Origin of the sequence: Pseudomonas caspiana (genome assembly GCF_002158995.1) — a bacterium.
Taxonomy (GTDB): Bacteria; Pseudomonadota; Gammaproteobacteria; order Pseudomonadales; family Pseudomonadaceae; genus Aquipseudomonas; species Aquipseudomonas caspiana.
The window spans coordinates 134452-154551 of sequence record NZ_LOHF01000010.1 but is presented as its reverse complement, the minus strand read 5'-3'; the positions used below and the strand labels follow the sequence as shown (position 1 = coordinate 154551).

At 57.5% G+C, this 20100-nt stretch carries 19 protein-coding genes; 3 read left to right on the top strand and 16 right to left on the bottom strand.

The window, feature by feature from the left end:
- Positions 1-152: 152 nt before the first annotated feature.
- From AUC60_RS13965 to AUC60_RS13925, 9 genes are all read right to left on the bottom strand, one after another.
- The gene (locus AUC60_RS13965; RefSeq protein ID WP_087268205.1) at positions 153-1103 is read right to left on the bottom strand and encodes a LysR family transcriptional regulator; all 951 of its coding nucleotides are present in this window, start codon (positions 1101-1103) and stop codon (positions 153-155) included.
- Positions 1104-1612: 509 nt separating this feature from the next.
- Entirely contained in the window at positions 1613-1942 is a 330-nt protein-coding gene (locus tag AUC60_RS13960; RefSeq protein ID WP_087268202.1) for a hypothetical protein, read from the bottom strand.
- A gap of 532 nt (positions 1943-2474) precedes the next feature.
- Entirely contained in the window at positions 2475-4421 is a 1947-nt protein-coding gene (locus AUC60_RS13955) for a response regulator (RefSeq protein ID WP_087268199.1), read from the bottom strand.
- Positions 4411-5235: a sensor histidine kinase gene (locus AUC60_RS13950; protein ID WP_087268358.1), complete on the bottom strand. Its 825-nt coding sequence runs from the start codon at positions 5233-5235 to the stop codon at positions 4411-4413. The genes AUC60_RS13955 and AUC60_RS13950 overlap by 11 nt, the downstream gene beginning before the upstream one ends.
- A gap of 34 nt (positions 5236-5269) precedes the next feature.
- The gene (locus AUC60_RS13945; RefSeq protein WP_193441863.1) at positions 5270-6286 is read right to left on the bottom strand and encodes an ATP-binding SpoIIE family protein phosphatase; all 1017 of its coding nucleotides are present in this window, start codon (positions 6284-6286) and stop codon (positions 5270-5272) included.
- Positions 6277-6681, bottom strand: coding sequence for an anti-sigma regulatory factor (locus AUC60_RS13940; RefSeq protein WP_087268196.1), 405 nt, complete (start codon positions 6679-6681; stop codon positions 6277-6279). Before AUC60_RS13940 ends, AUC60_RS13945 begins: the two co-directional genes overlap by 10 nt.
- The gene (locus AUC60_RS13935; protein ID WP_032625918.1) at positions 6678-7040 is read right to left on the bottom strand and encodes an STAS domain-containing protein; all 363 of its coding nucleotides are present in this window, start codon (positions 7038-7040) and stop codon (positions 6678-6680) included. Before AUC60_RS13935 ends, AUC60_RS13940 begins: the two co-directional genes overlap by 4 nt.
- Before the next feature lie 4 nt (positions 7041-7044).
- Positions 7045-7896: an STAS domain-containing protein gene (locus tag AUC60_RS13930; protein ID WP_087268193.1), complete on the bottom strand. Its 852-nt coding sequence runs from the start codon at positions 7894-7896 to the stop codon at positions 7045-7047.
- A 248-nt stretch (positions 7897-8144) separates the two neighbouring features.
- Entirely contained in the window at positions 8145-9017 is an 873-nt protein-coding gene (locus AUC60_RS13925; protein WP_087268190.1) for a LysR family transcriptional regulator, read from the bottom strand.
- A gap of 147 nt (positions 9018-9164) precedes the next feature.
- Here AUC60_RS13925 and AUC60_RS13920 point away from each other — a divergent pair, with 147 nt between their 5' ends.
- The gene (locus tag AUC60_RS13920; RefSeq protein ID WP_087268187.1) at positions 9165-10373 is read left to right on the top strand and encodes a YbfB/YjiJ family MFS transporter; all 1209 of its coding nucleotides are present in this window, start codon (positions 9165-9167) and stop codon (positions 10371-10373) included.
- A 159-nt stretch (positions 10374-10532) separates the two neighbouring features.
- On the opposite strand, the gene AUC60_RS13915 is transcribed toward AUC60_RS13920, so the two are convergent.
- The 6 genes from AUC60_RS13915 to AUC60_RS13890 form a co-directional block, all read right to left on the bottom strand.
- Positions 10533-11375, bottom strand: coding sequence for a fumarylacetoacetate hydrolase family protein (locus tag AUC60_RS13915; RefSeq protein WP_087268185.1), 843 nt, complete (start codon positions 11373-11375; stop codon positions 10533-10535).
- 164 nt (positions 11376-11539) lie between these two features.
- Positions 11540-12169, bottom strand: coding sequence for an isochorismate family cysteine hydrolase YcaC (gene ycaC / locus AUC60_RS13910; protein WP_087268181.1), 630 nt, complete (start codon positions 12167-12169; stop codon positions 11540-11542).
- A gap of 53 nt (positions 12170-12222) precedes the next feature.
- Positions 12223-14061: an amidohydrolase gene (locus tag AUC60_RS13905; protein WP_087268351.1), complete on the bottom strand. Its 1839-nt coding sequence runs from the start codon at positions 14059-14061 to the stop codon at positions 12223-12225.
- A 148-nt stretch (positions 14062-14209) separates the two neighbouring features.
- A complete protein-coding gene (locus AUC60_RS13900) occupies positions 14210-14839 on the bottom strand; it encodes an antibiotic biosynthesis monooxygenase (RefSeq protein ID WP_087268177.1) in 630 nt (209 codons plus the stop codon).
- Entirely contained in the window at positions 14832-15263 is a 432-nt protein-coding gene (locus AUC60_RS13895) for a DoxX family protein (protein ID WP_087268174.1), read from the bottom strand. Before AUC60_RS13895 ends, AUC60_RS13900 begins: the two co-directional genes overlap by 8 nt.
- A 329-nt stretch (positions 15264-15592) precedes the next feature.
- Entirely contained in the window at positions 15593-16510 is a 918-nt protein-coding gene (locus AUC60_RS13890; protein ID WP_087268171.1) for a LysR substrate-binding domain-containing protein, read from the bottom strand.
- A gap of 418 nt (positions 16511-16928) precedes the next feature.
- Between AUC60_RS13890 and AUC60_RS13885 the strand changes: the two genes are divergently transcribed.
- Positions 16929-18248, top strand: coding sequence for an OprD family porin (locus tag AUC60_RS13885; protein ID WP_087268348.1), 1320 nt, complete (start codon positions 16929-16931; stop codon positions 18246-18248).
- On the opposite strand, the gene AUC60_RS28140 is transcribed toward AUC60_RS13885, so the two are convergent.
- The gene (locus tag AUC60_RS28140; RefSeq protein WP_238599579.1) at positions 18249-18935 is read right to left on the bottom strand and encodes a helix-turn-helix domain-containing protein; all 687 of its coding nucleotides are present in this window, start codon (positions 18933-18935) and stop codon (positions 18249-18251) included.
- Positions 18936-19170: 235 nt separating this feature from the next.
- Here AUC60_RS28140 and AUC60_RS13875 point away from each other — a divergent pair, with 235 nt between their 5' ends.
- Complete coding sequence (locus AUC60_RS13875) at positions 19171-19992, top strand: alpha/beta fold hydrolase (RefSeq protein ID WP_087268169.1); 822 nt, start codon at positions 19171-19173, stop codon at positions 19990-19992.
- Positions 19993-20100 lie beyond the last annotated feature (108 nt).

Sequence of the window (20100 nt, the reverse complement as noted above, 5' to 3'; positions counted from 1 at the left end):
GGTATTAGTGGCAGCAATGGTGCAGCTGATGCATTCCCCCTGTGGAAGCCGCCCAGACCAAGCTCTGCTCCCACAGGAAACCGCATTTCAGATCAAGACAGGGTTGAGCTCTGGTGTGGGGTACGCGCACCGCCACCGCTCAAAACCTGCGACTACCCCGCATAAATGCTCTGCAGCAAAGCGTCGTGTTCGCTTGGGTCGTGCATGATCATCGACGGCAGAAGCGCCTGAGCGGACCTGGCAAGTTCGTCGACCAGTGCCACCGCCACATCGGATAGCGGGCTGGCAAAGGCAGAAATCAAGCCGAAGAAGAACGGGATGTTGCACTCGATAGGTCGCACTACAACACCATTGATCGGTACACCCAGTGCCGTGAACGGGTCCACCAGGGCGATACCCAACCCGACCCGAGCCATCTGCATGGCGACCAGAGAGGTGTTGGTATCGAGCATATGCGGCGTCCTGCCACCTGCATCCTGAAACGCCTTGTCGATACGACGACGGAAACGGAACGGGTTGGACATGGTGATTAACGGGTGCGCCGCCAGCACCTCCATGGGCAGTACGTCGTAGCGAGCCAGTTCTGAATCTGCGGGCAGCACGGCCACGCACGGCGACTCGCCGATCCAGTGGATGTCCAGGCCACGATGCTCCAGCGGCAGACTCACTGCCCCCAGGTCCATGGTCTTGGAAAGGACTGCCTGAACGACGTTTTCCGGAGACATGCTGTGCAATTGAATGTGCTGCGGTTGCAGAGGCTGCGGCAGCCGGGACAAAGCCGCAGGCAGTAAACCGGCGGCCAGTGCCGGGATTGCGACGAGCTTGATCTGGCGGTTTTCATCCTGAGCAATATGCAAGGCGCGCTGGCGAATGTTACGGATGCCCAGCAAGGCACTTTCCACCTCGGCGTACATCATGAACGCTTTCTGGGTCGGCGTGACCTTGGGCCCGCTGCGTTCGAACAGAGCAAAGCCAAGCTCCTGCTCAAGCTCCTGAATGACCCGCGTGACCGAGGGTTGTGAACGACCGAGCATCTTGCCCGCCGCCGTGACACTGCCAGCCGACATAACCGCCGCGAACGCTTCCAGTTGCCGCAAATCCATACACGCGCCTTGTCATGAACGATGAAGATCAGATACTGCCCGGCGCTAACGTCGGGAAGCGGCCAAGCCTAACCTATCGAACAGAACAAGCCTACTTGAGGGTTGCAGGGACTATCTATGTAAATGAAATGGCTATGTAGATGACATGGCTATGTAGATGCCATGAAGTCAATTGCATCGCCGTTTCTCGCGGCATATGAACTGTAGGAGTGAGTTTGCTCGCGATTCAATATTCATCACAACAACTTGTCGTGAGACCTGATGCAATCGTGAGCAAGCTCACGCCTACAGGAATGCGGTTCAACTCTGTTACTTGTATCTATTAAGAAAACATGAACGCGTTCGCGAAACAATTGCCCTGACACACCGCCTCGCCAACAAGTTGGCGCCCACGAAGACAATGCACAACATACATCCCCTGTAGGAGCGAACTTGTTCGCGAAGCAATGCGACTGTCACTACGCTTCGCGAATGAATTCGCGCCTACAGGGGATTACTGCGAACTCAACTTAATACGACCGCTCAGCAACCCGCGCGTCAGGCTGACGCTGGGCTTGACTCCACACATCCTGCAGTGTTTGCAGCACATCACTCATGAATTGCTTGTCGGCGGCGGCCTTCTTGCCTACCCAGCCATGACCACGGCGGTACATCGACAGGCGAGTACGCAAGTTAGGGCGACTGGCAACGAACTGCTCTTCCGGCACGCCTGAAGCAAGAGGATCAATACGCACTTCCCCCTCTTCGCATACCCACAGAATATGGTTATCCAGACTGTCTTTACGCGCAGCAAACAGTTCGGAAAGCTCATCAATCGTTGGTTGCTTATTCAAGTTCATGTGTAACTCCTTGACCGCTCGTTATCTGATTAATTAGTTAGCTCAAACACATCATCAAATCGGCCAATTAATTCGTATTGCTGCAGATGAACGAAACGATGAAACACTCGTTATCGTTCACACCCTTGCAGAACCGGCCCTTGACTAGATGCATGTAGCCTTGATGAAAAGCTGCTACGCGGCAGCGTCTCAACGAGAGGAGAAGTAGCGAAACATCCGAAACCAACGGCAACTTGACAGCTGTCAGCCACAAGCCTCATGAGGACGTATCGCCAGCATCTTCACGTCAGACGACGCTCATGCCGGGTCAGCTTCATCAATCTGCCTTGTGGGCAGCACACATCCGGGAACATCACGACGGCTCGTCGTGCATGTCAAGAACACCCTTTGCAACTCTCCCGATCAGGGAGACAGCTGCATAATGCAAGTCGAAAAGGGCTTCGTCAAGAATTATGTAGTGATATTTTTAGAGCACTACATATTTCTGGTTGTGACTGTGCAGTCACTGAAAACTGGCGGGCGATCAGCTGTTTCAGGGCTGCGACTCAAGCATGGTGTCGACTTTCTCGAGTAAAGCGCCCAGTTTGAAGGGCTTGATAATCATGTCCATGCCCTCCCCCAGAAAGCTCTGCCGGTTCACCGCGTTCTCGGCATAACCGGTCATGAACAGTACCGGCAAGCAAGGTCGCCAGGCCCTGGCCCGATCCGCCAGTTCTCGCCCGTTCATATGCGGCAAGCCGACATCTGTGAGGAGCAGGTCGATGGATGCATCGTTTTCAAGTATCGACAATGCCGTAGCGACGTCACCTGCCTGAGTGCAGCGATAGCCGGTATCGACCAGCAACTCGTTGACGAACATCCGCACTGACGCCGTGTCCTCAACGATCAGAATGTGCTGCCCCGCGCCTTCCCGTGGAGCAGCACTTGGCGCATCCTCCACCGGCACAGAATCAATCCCGGCTGGCAGCATCAGGGTCACTTCGGTGCCGTGGCCTACAACGCTGCGAATGACTACGTCGCCTCGCGACTGCCGAGCGAAGCCATAGATGGTCGATAGCCCCAGCCCGGTGCCCTCACCAATAGGCTTGGTGGTGAAGAACGGATCAAACACCTTGTCGATGACACTGTGCTCGATGCCGATGCCGTCATCCTTGACCGACAGCGCCAGGTAAGCGCCATCCGCCAGCCTGGCATCGCCGCTTGAATGCGCGGCGAAAGTGGTCACACGAATCGTGCCGCCGTTAGGTAACGCGTCGCGCGCGTTGATGACCAGATTCAGCAATGCACTTTCCAGCTGACTGCCATCCACCAGCGCAATGGCCGATTGCGAAGTCAGGTCCAGGGTCAACGCAATGCGTTTGCCAATGGTGCGGCGCAGCAAATCCTCCAGCGAACGGATGTGCTTGTTGATATCGATGGGTCGCGCATCAAGCGGTTGCTGACGAGCAAATGCCAGTAAGCGATGGGTCAGAGCCGCCGCGCTGGAAGCGGATGCCAGCGCGGCCTCGGCGTAGCGCATGATTTTCTCGGGGCGGTTTTCCTGGGTGCGCTTCTTGATCAACTCGATGCCGGTAATGATACCTGTCAGCAAGTTGTTGAAGTCATGGGCGATGCCGCCGGTCAGCTTGCCAATCGCATCCATTTTCTGCGCCTGAAGCAACTGCGCTTCGGTGCGGGCACGTTCGGCCACTTCATGGGCAAGCTTGGTGTTGACGCTGTCGAGCTGCTTGAGGTGTGATTGCTCACGCTGCCGGTGCTCGGTCACGTCCTCGACGAACACGAGGCTCAGCTCTGGCGTGCGGTAAGGTGACACCTGCCACTCGGTCTCGCGCAATTCGCCTCTGACCAGCATGCGCAAAGTACCTTGCCAGCGCTCGCCGGCCAACAAGCCTGCACGCAGCTCCTGAATGACTTCATCCTGATCATCCGCCAGAGAGCCCAGCATGGTTTCCTGGGCAAGGCTTTGATGGGTCAGCAGCGCAAACGCGTGGTTGCACTCGTGGACCTTGAGCTGAGCGTCCATCACCGCAATCGGTGCGGAAATATTGACGAATATCTCCCTGAAACGCGCTTCACTCTCACGTAACGCGTATTCGGTGTCTCGCACCCGCAGCAGCGTTCGCAAGGTCGCCAGCAATACATCAGGGTCCACCGGATGCACCAGATAGGCGTCAGCACCGGCTTCGAGACCGGTGACAATGTCGGCGGTCTGGATCGACGCGGCAGACACATGCACCACGGGCAGCAAGGCAGTGCGTGGTTCGGCTCGCAACAGACGTACGATATCGAAGCCGCTCATGTCCGGCAGGTTCACATCGAGGATCAGCGCATCCGGAACCTGCGCAGCAATCTGCTCAAGCCCGTCAGTGCCGGTGCCCGCTTCGCTGACAATAAAATCGTGACGTTCCATGCGCCGACGCAGCGCATAGCGTGTCGCTGCGTTGTCATCAACAATCAGCAGCCGAAGTTCACGCTTCATCCGCATGCCCCGAGGCGATTGCCAATGGAATGATCACGAAAAATGTCGATCCGTGGCCGGGTTCGCTTTCCAGCCCTACTCGCCCGCCCAGCAACTCGGCAAATCGTTTGCACAATGACAGACCCAGGCCAGTACCGCGCAAACGCTTTTGCAGGGGCGAGTCGATCTGCGAGAAGTCTTCGAACAAAGCGCCATGCATTTCCTGAGGAATACCCACGCCGGTATCCGCGACCGCAAAGCGGATTTCGCGATCGTTTTCCAGGCGCGCAGACACTCGCACCTCACCACGCTGGGTGAACTTGAGGGAATTGGAGATGAAATTGCGCAGGATCTGCGCAAGCTTCTTGTCGTCGGTATAGAGGCGCGGCAAGCCCACAGGCTCCTCAAAAATGAGATCCACCGAGGAGGCATTGACGATTGGCCGGAACATGCCACGCAACGCCGAGAACAAGTCGAACATGTCGAACCATGCGGGGGAAATGGAGATGCGCCCGGCTTCGATCTTGGCCAGATCAAGCAGGTCATCGACCATGTCGCTCAGCTCACGGGCCGCACCACTGACAAACCCCACCTGCCTGTGCTGCTCTTCGCTCAACGGCCCGTCGATTTCATCCTGAAGCAGACTGGTGATACTCAGAATCGACCCCAGCGGCGTACGGAATTCGTGGCTCATGTAAGACAGAAAGCGGCTCTTCAAATCAGAGGCCTGACGCAACTCCTCCGCCTGATTATCCAGCTCGGCGTACAGCGCCAGTACGCCCTGATTGGTTTCTTCAAGCTCGGCACGCAACGCGTCTGCTTCATCGCGCAACATCTGCAGCTCAACGGACTGATCGGCAACAATCGGTTCAGGCACTGAACGCCTCCAGGGTAATGACCAACACAGTGACGTCATCGCGACCGCGGCAATAATCGCGGTGCAGTACAGCAGCGATAACTGCCGGATGACGATAGATCAGACCCGGATAATCACGCAGGTTCCAACGAGATTGCAGGCCATCGCTGTACATCACCAGCAACTGGCCCGCTACTTGAGCATGCTCGAATGCCTGAGCCTTTCTGAACTGCAGACCGACGATACCCGGGTGCGATACGAGCCCTCTGACTTTATCTTCACCAATCAGAGTGGCCCCGATATTGCCGATCCCGACAAAGCGTAGCGCATCGCTTTCGGCATCGAAGTTAACCAACGCCGCCGCACCGCCACGGGTGCCCTTCATTGAATGGTGCATGTCGTCAAACAGGTGCTCGGCCGAATCAAAGGGCCGCTGCTGGAACACCGCTTCGCCAGCACGTGCGGCGACTTCAGCGTCCTCGCCGTGACCAAGGCCGTCGATGATCAGCGCACTGATTCGTCGACCTTCAATTGCCAGCGACCAGACATCACCGCAAGCAGGATCATCGTGCAGAGAGTGCTGACTGATACCCACGCGCAGGTCGCGGGTCTTGCCTTTACGTGAGTAAAAACGGGTCAGGACTACAGCACCACGGGCATCCGTGTGCGCATCAAAGACATCAGCCTGACGTTCGATTGCCCCCAGGCCAATACCTTGGGTGCCTCCCGTAGAAAAGCCATCGCGCATGCAATCATGCATATCGAAGCCTTTGCCACGATCCACCGCGATGATCTCGACGCCGGACAACGCGGTCGAATTGAAAACGCGCAGGTGCAACTCGCCACGCACCGCGTGTTTGAGAATATTGCTGGCCAACTCGGTGGCGACCAACGCAACACGTCCGGCATCCACCTCACCAAACGCGAGGCTCTCCGCCAACTGCTGAGCGGTGCGTCTTGCGTGGCCTACCTGGCTGCTGTCCTCAATCAACAAAACCTGCGTCAGGGTACTGCGCAGGTTCACGTCCATCGGGTGATCGTTATGCGGGTTCCGGCACCGGGAGCGGTGTCCAGTTCGAACTCTTCCACCAGGCGCTTGGCGCCGGTCAGACCAAGGCCCATGCCGTTACCGGAGGTCCAGCCATCGGTCATCGCCAGTTTCAGGTCAGGAATGCCTGGGCCTTCGTCGCGAAAGGTGATCCGCAAACCGGTGCGCATGCCCTCTTCGAGGATCTGCCAGTCCATGTCCCCGCCGCCGCCATAGACCATGGTGTTACGCGCCAGCTCGCTTACAGCGGTTACCATTTTGGTCAGATCAATCAGACGCATGCCGCACTCCTGAGCCAGCTTGCGCGCGGTCTGTCGCGCAAGTACGACGTCCTGTTCGATCAGCACGGGTTGCGTGCCGCTGCTGCGTACGGTCATTGCGCAAGCACTCGCTCTTGAAGCAGTTTCATGCCGCGCTCGACGTTCAGCGCTGTGCTCACGCCCGGCAGGGTCATGCCCAGCTCAACCAGCGTGATCGCAACGGCAGGCTGCATGCCCACCAGCACGGTCTCGGCATCCATGATCCGCGACAAGCCGGAAATGGTGCCGATCATGCGCCCGACAAAAGAGTCGACGATGTCCAGCGCAGAGATATCGATCAGAACACCCCGTGCCGAGGTTTTGCTGATGCGCTCGGAAAGATCATCCTGCAGCGTCAGGGCGAGCTGATCGTGCATATCGACCTGGATCGTGACGAGCAGATAAGCGCCCATCTGCAGAATAGGAATACGTTCCATGAACTTATACCGCCTTGGTGACGGTCAGCCCCAGACGCTTGAGTGACAGCGCCAACGCATCGGCCAGGTTGGCTTTGGTGACGACGCCCTGCAGGTCCAGACCCAAGTGAACGATGGTCTGAGCGATTTGCGGACGCACGCCACTGATGATGCAGTCTGCGCCCATCAAACGGATCGCGGTCACGGTTTTCAGCAAGTGCTGGGCCACCAGAGTGTCTACGGTTGGCACCCCGGTAATGTCGATGATGGCGATTTCCGAACCGGTGTCGACGATGCGCTGCAACAGGGACTCCATCACCACTTGGGTACGCTGGGAGTCAAGGGTGCCGATCATCGGCAGAGCAAGTACGCCATCCCACAGCTTGACGACCGGGGTCGACAGTTCCAGCAGTTCTTCCTGCTGACGCTTGATCACGCTTTCACGCGACTTCTGGAACGTACGGATGGTGTGCATCGCCAAAGCATCAAGTAACTCGGACAGTTCCAGTAGTTGCCCGGCGTAGAGCTCTGGATCAGCCTGATACTTGCGTTGCAGCAAGGCAAACAACGGGCCCTTGAGCGCAAAAACGAAGCTGGCAGTCTGTTGCGAGTCCTGGCCCACCGAAGCGCGGCTTTGCGAAAGCTTTTCGAGGAATTGGCGAATCTCGTCCCAATCACTGCCCGCCAGGGATTGATGGCGCCCCTTCTCTGCAACCGAAGCCACCAGACTCAGAAACTCGACCATCTGTTGTTTCAGTTCATCGTCCTTGAGGTTACGAGTGGCACCGTTGGCCTCCAGCGCTGCAAGCCATGCGGCTGTCAGCTCGGTCTGGGACGTCTTGATCGCGTCAACGGTCTGCTGCTGCACTGCTGCCATCTTGTTTTAACTCCTGAGAAATCCCGACAAACCTGATCGCTCAGGCATGCAATAAAAGTAGAAATGAGGGCTTACGAGGCTCGTGATGCTGCGATTCTCAACAATCTGCATCGAAATGCAAGCAGCCTCTAATGGCACATTGCTAATAGATTTTAGTCAAGTGATATAGACGCTATATTTACCCGCCAAAACCACTGAAAAAGGGGCTTTTAGACGGACTGCACACCCATTCGGATGTCAGCATCGCGCTACCCGATTTCATCGAACACACTAACGATCTCATCGATCACCGCTCTCACGCGCGCGGTGTGCCGCAAGTCCTCGTGAGTCACTAACCATACGTCGTAGGTTTCCTGCCGCTGTCGGTCAGGCCACAGCCGGGTCAACCCGTCACGCTCGCCCAGGCAAACCGGAATTTCGCCGATGCCAATTCCGGCAGCAATTGAACGCCTCATCATCAAGCCGGAGTTAACCGTCGCTGCCAGGCGCCCGTGAGTGACCGGTTCGGAAACAATAGTCGGTTCGCGCCCACTTTCCAGATAGGGCTGAAACATAATCAGGTCATGGCCGGCAAAAGCCGAACCAGGCTGCGGCTCGTCGTGTTGCTGCGCGTACGCCGGCGAAGCAAACAACCCCACCGGCCAACGGGCAATGCAGCGAGCAATCAAATCAGGGTTTTCCGGCTTGACGTTCCTGACCGCAATATCGGCTTCACGCCGGGAAAGGCTGAGCATCTGAATTGACGCATCAAGACGGACTTTCACATCCGGATGCTGTTGGTGCACCCTGGCGATCGCTGGAATCAGAAAGTCGACGGCCAGCGAATCGGTCGAGGTGATACGCACCTCGCCTTTGAGTCGATCATCCAGCCCCTGAATCTGTCGCTGCAGCTCGAGCGCCGAGCGCTCCATTTTTTCCGCTGACTTGTACGCCGCTTCCCCTGCAGCGGTCAGCACATAGCCTTCGGATGTGCGCAGAAACACCGTAGTGCCCAGTGCCTTCTCAAGCGCCGCAATCCGGCGGCCGACCGTGGCCTGATCCACATTCAACAAGCGCGCGGCGCCGCGCAATGTGGATTTTCTGCAGACCGCCAGAAAAATTCGCGTGTCGTCCCAGTTCAAAGGTCACCCGAGTGATGCATTTATGCATCTGACTAAAGAGAATTAACTGCAAGTTTGCATCAATCATCGCCGTTACTATGGACTCAGCCAAGCACTTTGCAGTGCTCACTCTGATTTCCATGATTCTATGGGGAAGGACATTCCACCATGCACATCTCAACTGATCCTCGTGTAACCCCGCGCAGCAACGTCTGGCTGCATATTCTGGCGGGCCTTAGTGCCAGCCTGGTCAGCATCGGCCTGGCGCGATTTGCCTATACGCCGTTGATACCATCCTTGATTGAGGCCCACTGGTTTTCGGCTTCGGATGTCATTTATCTGAGTGCCGCGAACCTGATCGGCTATCTGATTGGTGCCCTCACCGGCCGCCCCATTGCCGCCCGACTGTCCAATGGGCATTCGCTGCGATTGATGATGTTGATTGCCACCGCGTCTTTCTTTGCGTGTGCCTACCCGCTGTCCATTACGTGGTTCTTCAGTTGGCGTCTGCTGTCAGGTATCGCTGGCGGCGCGATCATGGTTGTGGTGGCCGCTACTGTAATTCCTCACGTACCGGTTGCTCGTAGAGGGTTGGCCAGCGGCGCAATCTTCATCGGCGTGGGTCTGGGCATTGCCGGATCCGGGACGCTGGTGCCGTTCCTGCTGTCGCTAGGCCTGCGAGATGCCTGGATTGGCCTGGGCCTGGCATCCCTGATGCTGACTGCAGTGAGCTGGTTCGGCTGGCCATCGGCAAGCGCTGCCGCCGCAGTTTCTGCCCCCAGCCAAGCACCTCATGAAACGCAGCACACCCGTATGGGTTCAGGTATTTACCTGTTGTTTGGTCAGTACGCGCTGATGGCGGTCGGCCTGGTGCCGGCCATGGTATTCCTGGTGGATTACGTGACACGCGGACTTGGCCTCAGCGCCCATGCCGGTGCCGTGATCTGGGTCATGTACGGCGTCGGCGCGATTCTCGGCCCGGTCGCCTACGGTTTTCTGGCTGACCGTCTGGGAGCCCGCACGTCGATCCGGGTTGTGCTTGCCGTACAAGCGGTGACCGTCGCGCTGTTGTGCTCCACCAGTAACTTTGCGTTGTTAGCGGTGCTGGCGATCATCATTGGCTCGTTCCCACCCGGCATCGTGCCGCTGGCGCTGAGCAGGATCCACGAACTGGTGCCCCGCCATGACATGCAGCAAGTGGCCTGGAGCCGTGCCACCGTTTCGTTCGCGACCTTCCAGGCGTTGGGCGGTTATGGCTATTCGGCGATCTTCAACGCCAACGGCGGCCATCACGTGATGCTGTTTGTGATAGCGGCGTCGGCGATTGCTGTGGCGTTGCTGGCTGACTTTGTTGCTGCGTTGATTTCCGGAAAGTAATCGACTTTTATCGACACCAAACTTCCCGGATTGGAATGCATTCTAACTGTGGGAGCGAGGCTTGCCCGCGATAGGGTTCGCAAATTATCGCGGGCAAGCCTCGCCCCCACAGGAGACCGTATTTTAATTCAGGCAGTTGATTAACTACCCTACAAAACGTTAAAACGCCTTGATCACCTGCCGCTGCTGCCCAAGCCCTTCAACTCCCAAGGTCACCACATCACCCGGCTTAAGGAACAACGGCTCAGGCTTGTGACCCAACCCCACGCCAGCAGGTGTGCCGGTGCAGATCAGGTCGCCGGATTCCAGCTCGATAAACTGCGACACGTAGCTCACGACAGTTGCCACATCAAAGACCTGATTGGCGGTGTTGCCGTCCTGATGGCGTGTCCCGTTGACCTCCAGCCACAACGCCAGCTTGCCTGAGTCAGCGACTTCATCGGCGGTTACCAGCCACGGTCCTACAGGGGCAAAACCGGGGAAGCTCTTGCCTTTGGTCCATTGCCCGCCGCGTTCCATCTGGTAGCTGCGCTCGGAAAAGTCATTCACTACGCAGTAACCGGCGACATGCTTCAAGGCATCTGCCTTGTCGATGTACAAGCCTTTGGTGCCGATCACGACGCCCAACTCCACCTCCCAGTCAGCCTTCTGCGAGCCGATTGGCAAGCGGATATCGTCGTTGGGGCCCGTGGGGTGACACGCCTTGAGAAACATCACCGGCTCGGCAGGGATTGGCAAATTGGTTTCAGCAGCGTGGTCGGTGTAGTTCAGCCCGATGCAGATGACACGCCCGCCTCTGCTGATCGGCGGCCCGATACGCACAGTTGCGTCAACCAACGGTAACGAGGAACTGTCGATGGCGCTCAGGCGCGACAGGCTTTCGGCTGAAAGCGCCGTGCCGTCGATATCATCGACATAGGCAGACAAATCACGAATGCCACCGGTGGAATCAATGACACCCGGTTTTTCAGCACCGGGCAAACCGTAGCGAACCAGCTTCATGAGGCTATTCCTTGTCAGTAGATAAGCGGGGGCATCATGGCATAGCTTCTGACCTTACATAAAAGTGTGATCTCAAAAGCTTGATGCGATGTCGTGTGGAACCGGTATAAGCAAAAAACGGCGCCCCACCAAAGGCTGGGCGCCGTTTTTTTTGTGCGGCAAACTTACTTGGCAGTCAGCGCCGAGTAGCTGTTCATCAGGTTGCGATAGTTAGGAATGCGTGGCGACAGCAGGTTCGCCAGGCCTTCCATATCGTTACGCCAGTCAACTTGCAGCTCGCACGCTACGGAGAACCAGTTCACCAGTTGCGCACCGGCAGCAGTCATGCGCGACCATGCAGCCTGTTGCACGGTTTCGTTGAAGGTGCCCGACGCGTCGGTCACGACGAACACTTCAAAACCTTCAGCCAATGCAGACAGCGTAGGGAACGCCACGCAGACGTCAGTCACCACACCGGCAATGATCAGCTGCTTGCGGCCAGTCGCCTTCACCGCCTTGACGAAGTCTTCGTTATCCCAGGCGTTGATCTGGCCTGGACGCGGGATATACGGCGCGTCCGGGAACAGCTCTTTGAGCTCAGGCACCATCGGGCCGTTAGGACCGTTTTCAAAGCTGGTGGTCAGGATAGTCGGCAGTTTGAAGAACTTGGCCAGATCAGCCAGCGCCAGCACGTTGTTCTTGAACTCGTTAGGCTGAAAATCCTGTACCAGCGAGATCAGACCTGTCTGGTGGTCAACCAGCAGCACAACGGCGTCGTCTTTGTTCAAACGCTTCCAGGGGGTAGCAGTACTCATGGGGTAACTCCTTCAGGTTTTCAGAGTAACGTCATCGCCGTAGTGGCAGATGATCAGAATGCGAAACATGAACAGCCAAACGCGCCCCAGAAACCCTGGAAGTCGCTGACCGGTACGCTGGACATACGAGCGCGCTCGTGGCTGTGGGAGTGCACGACACAAGGGCCGCTGCACTGGTGAACCTGAGCAACCAAAGGCGAGTCAGGACGCCAGTGGCCCGGCACCTTGACCACTGGCGACCAGTCCGGCAGAACAGGAACCTGCGGCGGTGCGAGCTTCTCGAAATCGCCGCTGCCGTACACCACCTTGCCGTCCACAACAGTCATCACCGACTCGATCCACTTGATCGACTCTTCATCAACACTGAAGTAGTCCGCCGACAGGGCTACCAGATCAGCCAGTTGACCGACTTTGATCATGCCCTTCTTGCCCTGCTCGGATGAGAACCAGGCGCTGCCGTGGGTGAACAGTTCGAGTGCGGTTTCGCGGGACAGGCCTTCCGGATACAGCTCCAGACCACCGACCGTGCGACCGCTGACCATCCAGTACAACGAGGTCCACGGGTTATAGCTGGAAACCCGGGTCGCATCGGTACCGGCACCCACCGGCACACCTTCGGCCAGCATGCGTTTGATCGGCGGCGTGTATTCGGCAGCCTTGGCGCCGTAGCGCTCGACGAAGTATTCGCCCTGGAACGCCATCCGGTCCTGAATCGCGATACCGCCATTCAAGGCACGAACCCGCTCGATATTTTTTGGTGAGATGGTTTCGCAGTGGTCGAAGAACCACGGCAGGTTGTTGAACGGAATATCACGGTTAACCTTCTCGAACACGTCGAGCATCCGCGAGATGGACTCGTCGTAAGTCGCGTGCAAGCGGAACGGCCAGCGATTTTCGACCAGATGGCGCACCACAGGCTCCAGATCCTGCTCCATACCCGGCGGCAAATCCGGGCGTGGCTCGAGGAAGTCTTCGAAGTCCGCTGCCGAGAAGGCCAGCATTTCCCCGGCACCGTTATGGCGCAGGAAATCGTCGCCCTGATGCAACTTGACCGAGCTGGTCCAGTTCTTGAAGTCCGCCAGTTCTTCTTTCGGCTTCTGAGTAAACAGGTTGTAAGCGATGCGCACGGTAAGGTGCTTCTCGCGAGCCAACTGTTCGATTACTGCGTAGTCATCCGGGTAATTCTGGAAACCACCGCCGGCATCAATGGCGCTGGTTACACCCAGACGGTTCAACTCACGCATGAACTGACGCGTCGAGTTGACCTGATACTCCAGTGGCAACTTCGGCCCTTTGGCCAGCGTCGAGTAAAGAATCATCGCGTTAGGCTTGGCCACCAGCATGCCGGTCGGATCGCCATTGGAGTCACGAACAATCTCGCCACCCGGCGGGTTCGGCGTGTTGCGGGTGTACCCGGCGACGCGCAGCGCGGCACGGTTGAGCAAGGCACGGTCGTACAAGTGCAGAACGAATACCGGGGTATCCGGTGCGGCCTGGTTGAGTTCTTCCAGCGTCGGCATGCGTTTTTCAGCGAACTGGAATTCGTTCCAGCCACCTACCACACGCACCCATTGCGGAGTCGGCGTGCGGTCAGCCTGATCCTTGAGCATGCGCAGCGCGTCGGCCAACGAAGGTACACCCTCCCAACGCAGCTCAAGGTTGTAGTTCAGACCGCCACGAATCAAGTGCAGGTGGGAGTCATTAAGGCCCGGGATCACCGTGCGTTTTTGCAAGTCGATGACCTGGGTTGCACTGCCACGCAGCGCCATGACTTCAGCGTCAGTACCGACAGCCACGAAACGACCACCGCTGATGGCGACAGCGCTAGCCTTGGGTTTTTCACGATCGACAGTATGCAGTTGACCGTTGTAGAGAATCAGTTCGACGTTCATTGCAGTTCCTTCGACAGATTTTTGAGAGGCACCGGCATAGCCAGCGAAGGGAAAAGACGGAAGGATTGCCGCAGCGGCACTGAGCAACGTGCCTTTGGCCAGAAAGCGGCGGCGTTCCTGATCGGGGTCTTTGTCGTTGCTCATGGCATCACTCCACAGGAGGTTGTTTTTGCGCGGCGTTCAGCCACGGTGCGAACAAACGGGTTGCGGCGGGCATCATCAAATAGCAGACCAACAGAACGATGGTCACGGTGACCAGTGCGGTGCTTACAACGTAGTTGGCAAGCAACGGGCTCAGGGCGAAAACCGGCCCCCAGATCAGCGGGATCAGCAGGGTCAGCGGACAGATCACCAGGAACGTCACACATGCCTGCTTCCAGCGTGGTGGCTGCGGCGCGGACGCCTCCGAACCGGGCGTGAACCAGAATTCGTTATGTGGATTGACTTCGGTCTGGTCGCCGTCGGCCAGCATCGGAGCCGCCTGCTCAACCAACTGGCGGCGCTCTTCAGAATCCAGCCAGCGCTGCATGGCATCGGTGGAGTGAAAGCGGAGTACGCAGGTGAACAAATGCAGGCCGCCGGACTTGCTGCGGATCACGTCTACGCCCAGATGTCCTGGATAACCGGCAGCGATGCTGACAATACGGCGCAGCCAGGCTTCGTAATCCTCTTCCCGGCCGGCGCGGATGCGGTGCTTGATCACCAGCGTCACAACCTCGTTGAATGCCGGCTGGCTGACCACGACCGCTTCATCGGCCAGAGAATTTGCATCAGACATAACGTACCGCTCCGTTGAAACGTGCGTTGAGCGCGAGCCGTCCCGGCCCGGCGATGAACACGGTGGTAAAAATAATCAGTAACAGCCAGCCAAACTGGCCCTGCTCCAGTGTCCATTCCGGGTGAACCACAATCAGGGCCACCAACAGCAGGAACAGAATCGGCAGGCAGGAAAGACGCACGAAGATCCCGGCCGCAATCAACAGCGGGCAGAGGACTTCGGCAAAGATCGCGAGAATCAGCGTCAACTGCGCCCCCATATGGAACGGGTCTTCGATAAGCGTCAGTTGATGGTTGAAATCGAGCAGTTTGGGCAGGCCATGAACGGCCAGTAGAAAAGCGGCGGCACTCAGCCTGAGGAACAGAAGACCGAAGTCGCGGGCCCGATTTTCAAGGGATAAATTTTCTACTGTCGAAGGATTCATCGCACACCAACCAGATTTGGGAATGGCCAAGACAGCGGGTCTGCATGTACTGGCCAACTCTGGAATTGATAGTGCGACGTTAGAGCTAAATGATAATTGAATGCTTGTGCTTTATTGGTCCAGTCGTGCGCAAAAGCGCGGCTGGATGGTGGTGCGGCGGTAATCGCCTACCCCACCACTTGCGCCGCTCATACGGGAGCAGCGCTTGGTTTTCGCGGCATCCCGACGATGCAGGCACCGCAGTGTTTCAGGCAGACGGCATCATCGTTCATCGCGAGCAAGCTCAGCTCCCACTAGTGGTCGGCAGTCAGCGCGGTCTACGAAACGCCTCAAGTCACATCAGGTGTCTTGGACATATGCTGGCTGATGCGTGAGCGCAGCCAGCGCTCGGCGGGATCGTTGTCGTGCACCCCGCTCCAGACCATCGACAACTCAGCCGGGACAATCGGGAATGGCGGATCATCAGCACGCAAGGCGCATCCTTCTACCAGCGCGCAGGCAGCATAATCAGGCACGGTGGCGATCAGTTCGGTGCCCGCGAGCAAGGCACGCAAACCGTTGAACTGCGGCACACCCAACACGACTTTGCGGGTGCGCCCGACTTTGGCCAGATCCATGTCAATGTTGCCGGATAGATCGCCGGAGAATGACACCATCGCGTGAGGTCGTTCGCAGTATTCGTCGAGCGTCAACGCGCCAGGTCGGGAATCGCCGCGCAACACCTTGCAGTCGATATCACGCAGCTTCTTGCGCTTGGCATTGGCGGGCAGGTCAGTGGTGTAGCTGACGCCAACTGAAATTTCCCCCGAAGCCAGCAGCGCTGGCATCAATAGATAGTTGGCGCGGCGAACCACCACGATGATACCCGGTGCTTCTTCACGCAACTGGTGCAGCAACGGTGGCAGCAAGCCGAACTCGGCGTCATCAGACAGGCCGATCCGGAACACATCACAACTGGTCGACGGATCGAAATCCTTGGCCCGGCTCACCGCGCCGGAAATAGTATCCAGCGCGGGCTGGATTTCCTTGAGGATATCCAGTGCCCGCGCCGTGGGCTCCATGCCGCGACCGTTGCGTAATAACAGCGGATCATCGAACAGATCGCGCAGCCGAGACAATGCAGCACTGACTGCGGGCTGGCCCATGAACAGTTTTTCCGCGACCCGAGTCAGGTTGCGCTCGAACATCAGCGCCTCAAAGATCACCAGCAAATTCAAATCGACTCGGCGCAGGTCATTGCGATTCATGGAGTAGGTCCGGTACTGAAGGAATGAAAAGGCCGCGAGGCGCGTCTGCTGGTCAAGTAGGCACTGTTATTGACGGGCTGCCTTGTATTTTTGTGCTGTTGATTGCCTCGCGCAGCAAACACTTGATCCGCCAGGAGTGCGCGAGCACTGCGAGGCCGCGATTGTGAACTGTCTGATACACCGCCATCGCGGCCTCGCGGTGCTCGTGCGCTCCTACAGGTTCGCCGAAATGCCGCGAGGCCGCGATTGTGAACTGTCTGATACGCCGCCATCGTGGCCTCTCGGTGCTCGTGCGCTCCTACAGGTTCTGAAATGCCGCGAGGCCGCGCGATGATGGGCGATGGTTTGCGCACACCTGATCAATCCCGCACCGCCCTCACCTGTCAGCCTGACGTTTTTCCTGATGAAGGGCCGACTTATGCAAAACCGTCTCACGCTGGCTGCCGCTCTGGCACTTGTCGGTGCCTCGCAAGCAATGAATGCCAACGCACAAGAGCAGGGTTTTCTCGAAGACACTACCCTGAACCTGCTGTCGCGCAATTTCTTCCTGCACAACGACTACCGCACCGACCACAACGGACAAAGCTATCGCCAGGAATGGGCACAGGGGTTTATCGCAAACCTGAAATCGGGCTTTACTCAGGGAGACGTCGGCGTCGGCATAGATGCTCACGCTTTTTATGGCCTGAAACTTGATGGTGGTCGCGGCCATGCAGGTACCGGTCTGCTGCCGCTGGACAGCCAGGGCCGCGCCGACAATGAATACTCCAGCGCAGGCGCTGCGCTCAAGTTGCGCTACTCGAAAACCGTTCTCAAGTTCGGTGAAATGGAAGTAGAAACACCGGTATTCGACACTGCCGACAAACGCCTGCAACCGGAGTACGCCAGCGGATTTTTTCTCGACAGTCAGGAGCTCGACGGCGTTCGGCTGGTCGCCGGGCACTTCACCGCATTCAAGAATCAGAACGCCTCCAGCAGCCATGACGATTTTGATGGCTACGGTGCAAGCACACGCAACGCCAGCATCAGCCTGGCGGGTATCGAACTTTCTGGCGACGCGCCCTTGGGAGGCTCTGTTTATGCGTCGCAGCTGTCCGACACATGGCGTCAGTACTACGGCAATCTGCACCTGAACCAGCAGCTTTCGGCTGACAGTTCTCTGCTACTGGACAGCAATCTGTATCGAACCCTGGACTACGGCAGCGCCCAGGCGGGCTCGATCAATAACACTGCCTACAGCCTGTCCGCGAAATACCGTTTTGGCAGCCAGGCACTTACTCTCGCCTGGCAGAAAATCGACGGCGATACACCTTTTGATTTTGTCGGCGGTGACTCCATTTACCTGTCCAACTCCATCAAGTACGCAGACTTCAACGGTGCTCATGAGCAGTCGTGGCAAGCACGATACGACCTGGATTTCATGGCGCTGGGAGTACCGGGACTCAAGTTCATGACCCGCTACGTCACCGGTGACCGGATCGATGGCACTCACGCGGCTCAAAACGGAGCGTACAACCCGTTCGACAGCGATACAGGACGCTACCAGCCCATTCAGGGCAAGGGTGGTCGGCATTGGGAGCGCGACATTGACCTCAAATACATTGTGCAGTCAGGCCCGGCCAAAGACCTGTCACTAAACGTGTCGCATGTTTCTCATCGAGGCAATACAGCGCAGGCTGGCGACGATATCGACCGGTTGTATCTGGTCGTCGAATACCCGCTGGACCTTCTCAAGTAGTCAGCCTGCACGACGAGCTTCGGTGGACCGGGAGCGTCTCCAGTTGAACGGCGTCTGGCCTACGACACGAGTAAACACGCGGGTGAAATGCGATTGATCGGCAAAGCCACAATCGAGGCTGATTCGCGAGATAGAAACACTGGACTCGGTCAACAGCGCCTTGGCCTTGTCCAGACGGACTTGCAGGAACCAGTCACGCGGAGAAAAACCGGTGTTCTTTTTGAATGCGCGAGAAAAATGGCTGCGCGACAGGGAACACTCGGTAGCGATCTGCGCTATAGACAGCCCGCGATCCATATGGCTGGACATCATTTCCTTGGCACGGCGTTCCTGCCAGGGCGACAAGGCGACTTTTTCGCAAGGCTTCGGCTCAGCCTTGGGCATTTCGAAGCGGGTCGACAGGTGCGAGCACAGCACCAGCATCGCACGCTCTACGAAGTCGTCATGATCGGCCTGACGGTCGCGCAACGCAGGCAACAGCGAGCAGATCAACTGATAGGCCAAAGGATCAATGCCGGGGGTTGCAACGCTGCTTTCGAGCAGTTTCAGGTTTGCTTCACTGACGCCATCAAGCGACCGGGACTTCATCAGTTCTTCTACGGCACACGACAACGTATCGAAAGATGGCACCTGAGTAACGCCGGCTTGATTGATATCACGTACGGACAAAGGGCTGAACGCATTCATTACAGACTCTCCTGCTCAGAGGTGTATGGCAGGGATCGAGTCTGGTGAGAGTGGTCCTTAAAGTCCTTTGCAAAACATTAAACGTTCTGAAGCGCAGGTTAACGGTTCTTGCAAAAAACAGCCGTTTCTCAGACAGCTTAATAACGCTTCAGGCACCGCCAAGGACTTGAGGGCCCAAGGCACTTAACCTGGAGGCTCAGCTTATAAACCTTTGTATAGCCCTGTGGAGAACACCATGCCTACGATTACTACGACTGACGGCACCCAGATTTACTACAAGGACTGGGGCAGCGGTCAGCCCATCGTTCTATGCCATGGCTGGCCTCTGAATGCTGACATGTGGGAATACCAGATGAACTTCCTTGCCGACCACGGCTTTCGGGTCATCGCCCATGACCGTCGCGGTTTTGGCAGGTCCAGCCAGCCATGGAAAGGTTACGACTACGACACCTTCGCCGACGATCTGCAAACTCTGATCACCTCGTTGAACCTGACCGATGTAATGCTGGTGGGCTTCTCGATGGGCGGTGGCGAAGTTGCGCGCTACCTCGGTCGTCACGGCAGCAAACATATCTCCAAAGCAGTATTGGTGAGTGCAGTAACGCCGCTGATGATTCGTCGCGAGGATCACCCGGAAGGTATGGACCCGGCGATTTTCGACGGCATTCGCGCAGGTGTACTGAATGATCGGGCAGCCTTCCTTGACGCATTTGGTCCGATCTTCACTGGCAGTAATCAGCCAGGCTCGCCAGTGGGCAAGCCGATGCTGGACTGGACTCAATCCATGGCACTGCAGGCCGGTATCAAAGGCACGCTGGATTGTATTGCGGCATTCTCGGAAACAGACTTCCGCTCAGACCTGGCGCGCTTCGATGTGCCGACGCTGGTCATCCATGGCGACGGCGATGCCGTAGTGAATTTTGATGTGACGGGCAAGGCTGCTGCGGCACTGGTCAGCGGCGCGCAGCTCAAGGTTTATCCGGGCGCACCCCATGCGGTGTATTTCACGCACAAGGATGAGCTGAACAAGGATCTGCTGGAGTTCGCCCGGGGTTGAATCAGCCAGGAATCTGATGACCGCACCGCCGCTATCGCGAGCAAGCTCGACTCCTGCACGGGAATGAAGTCTCATGTGGAAGCGGTGCTTGCCCGCGATACAGGCGCT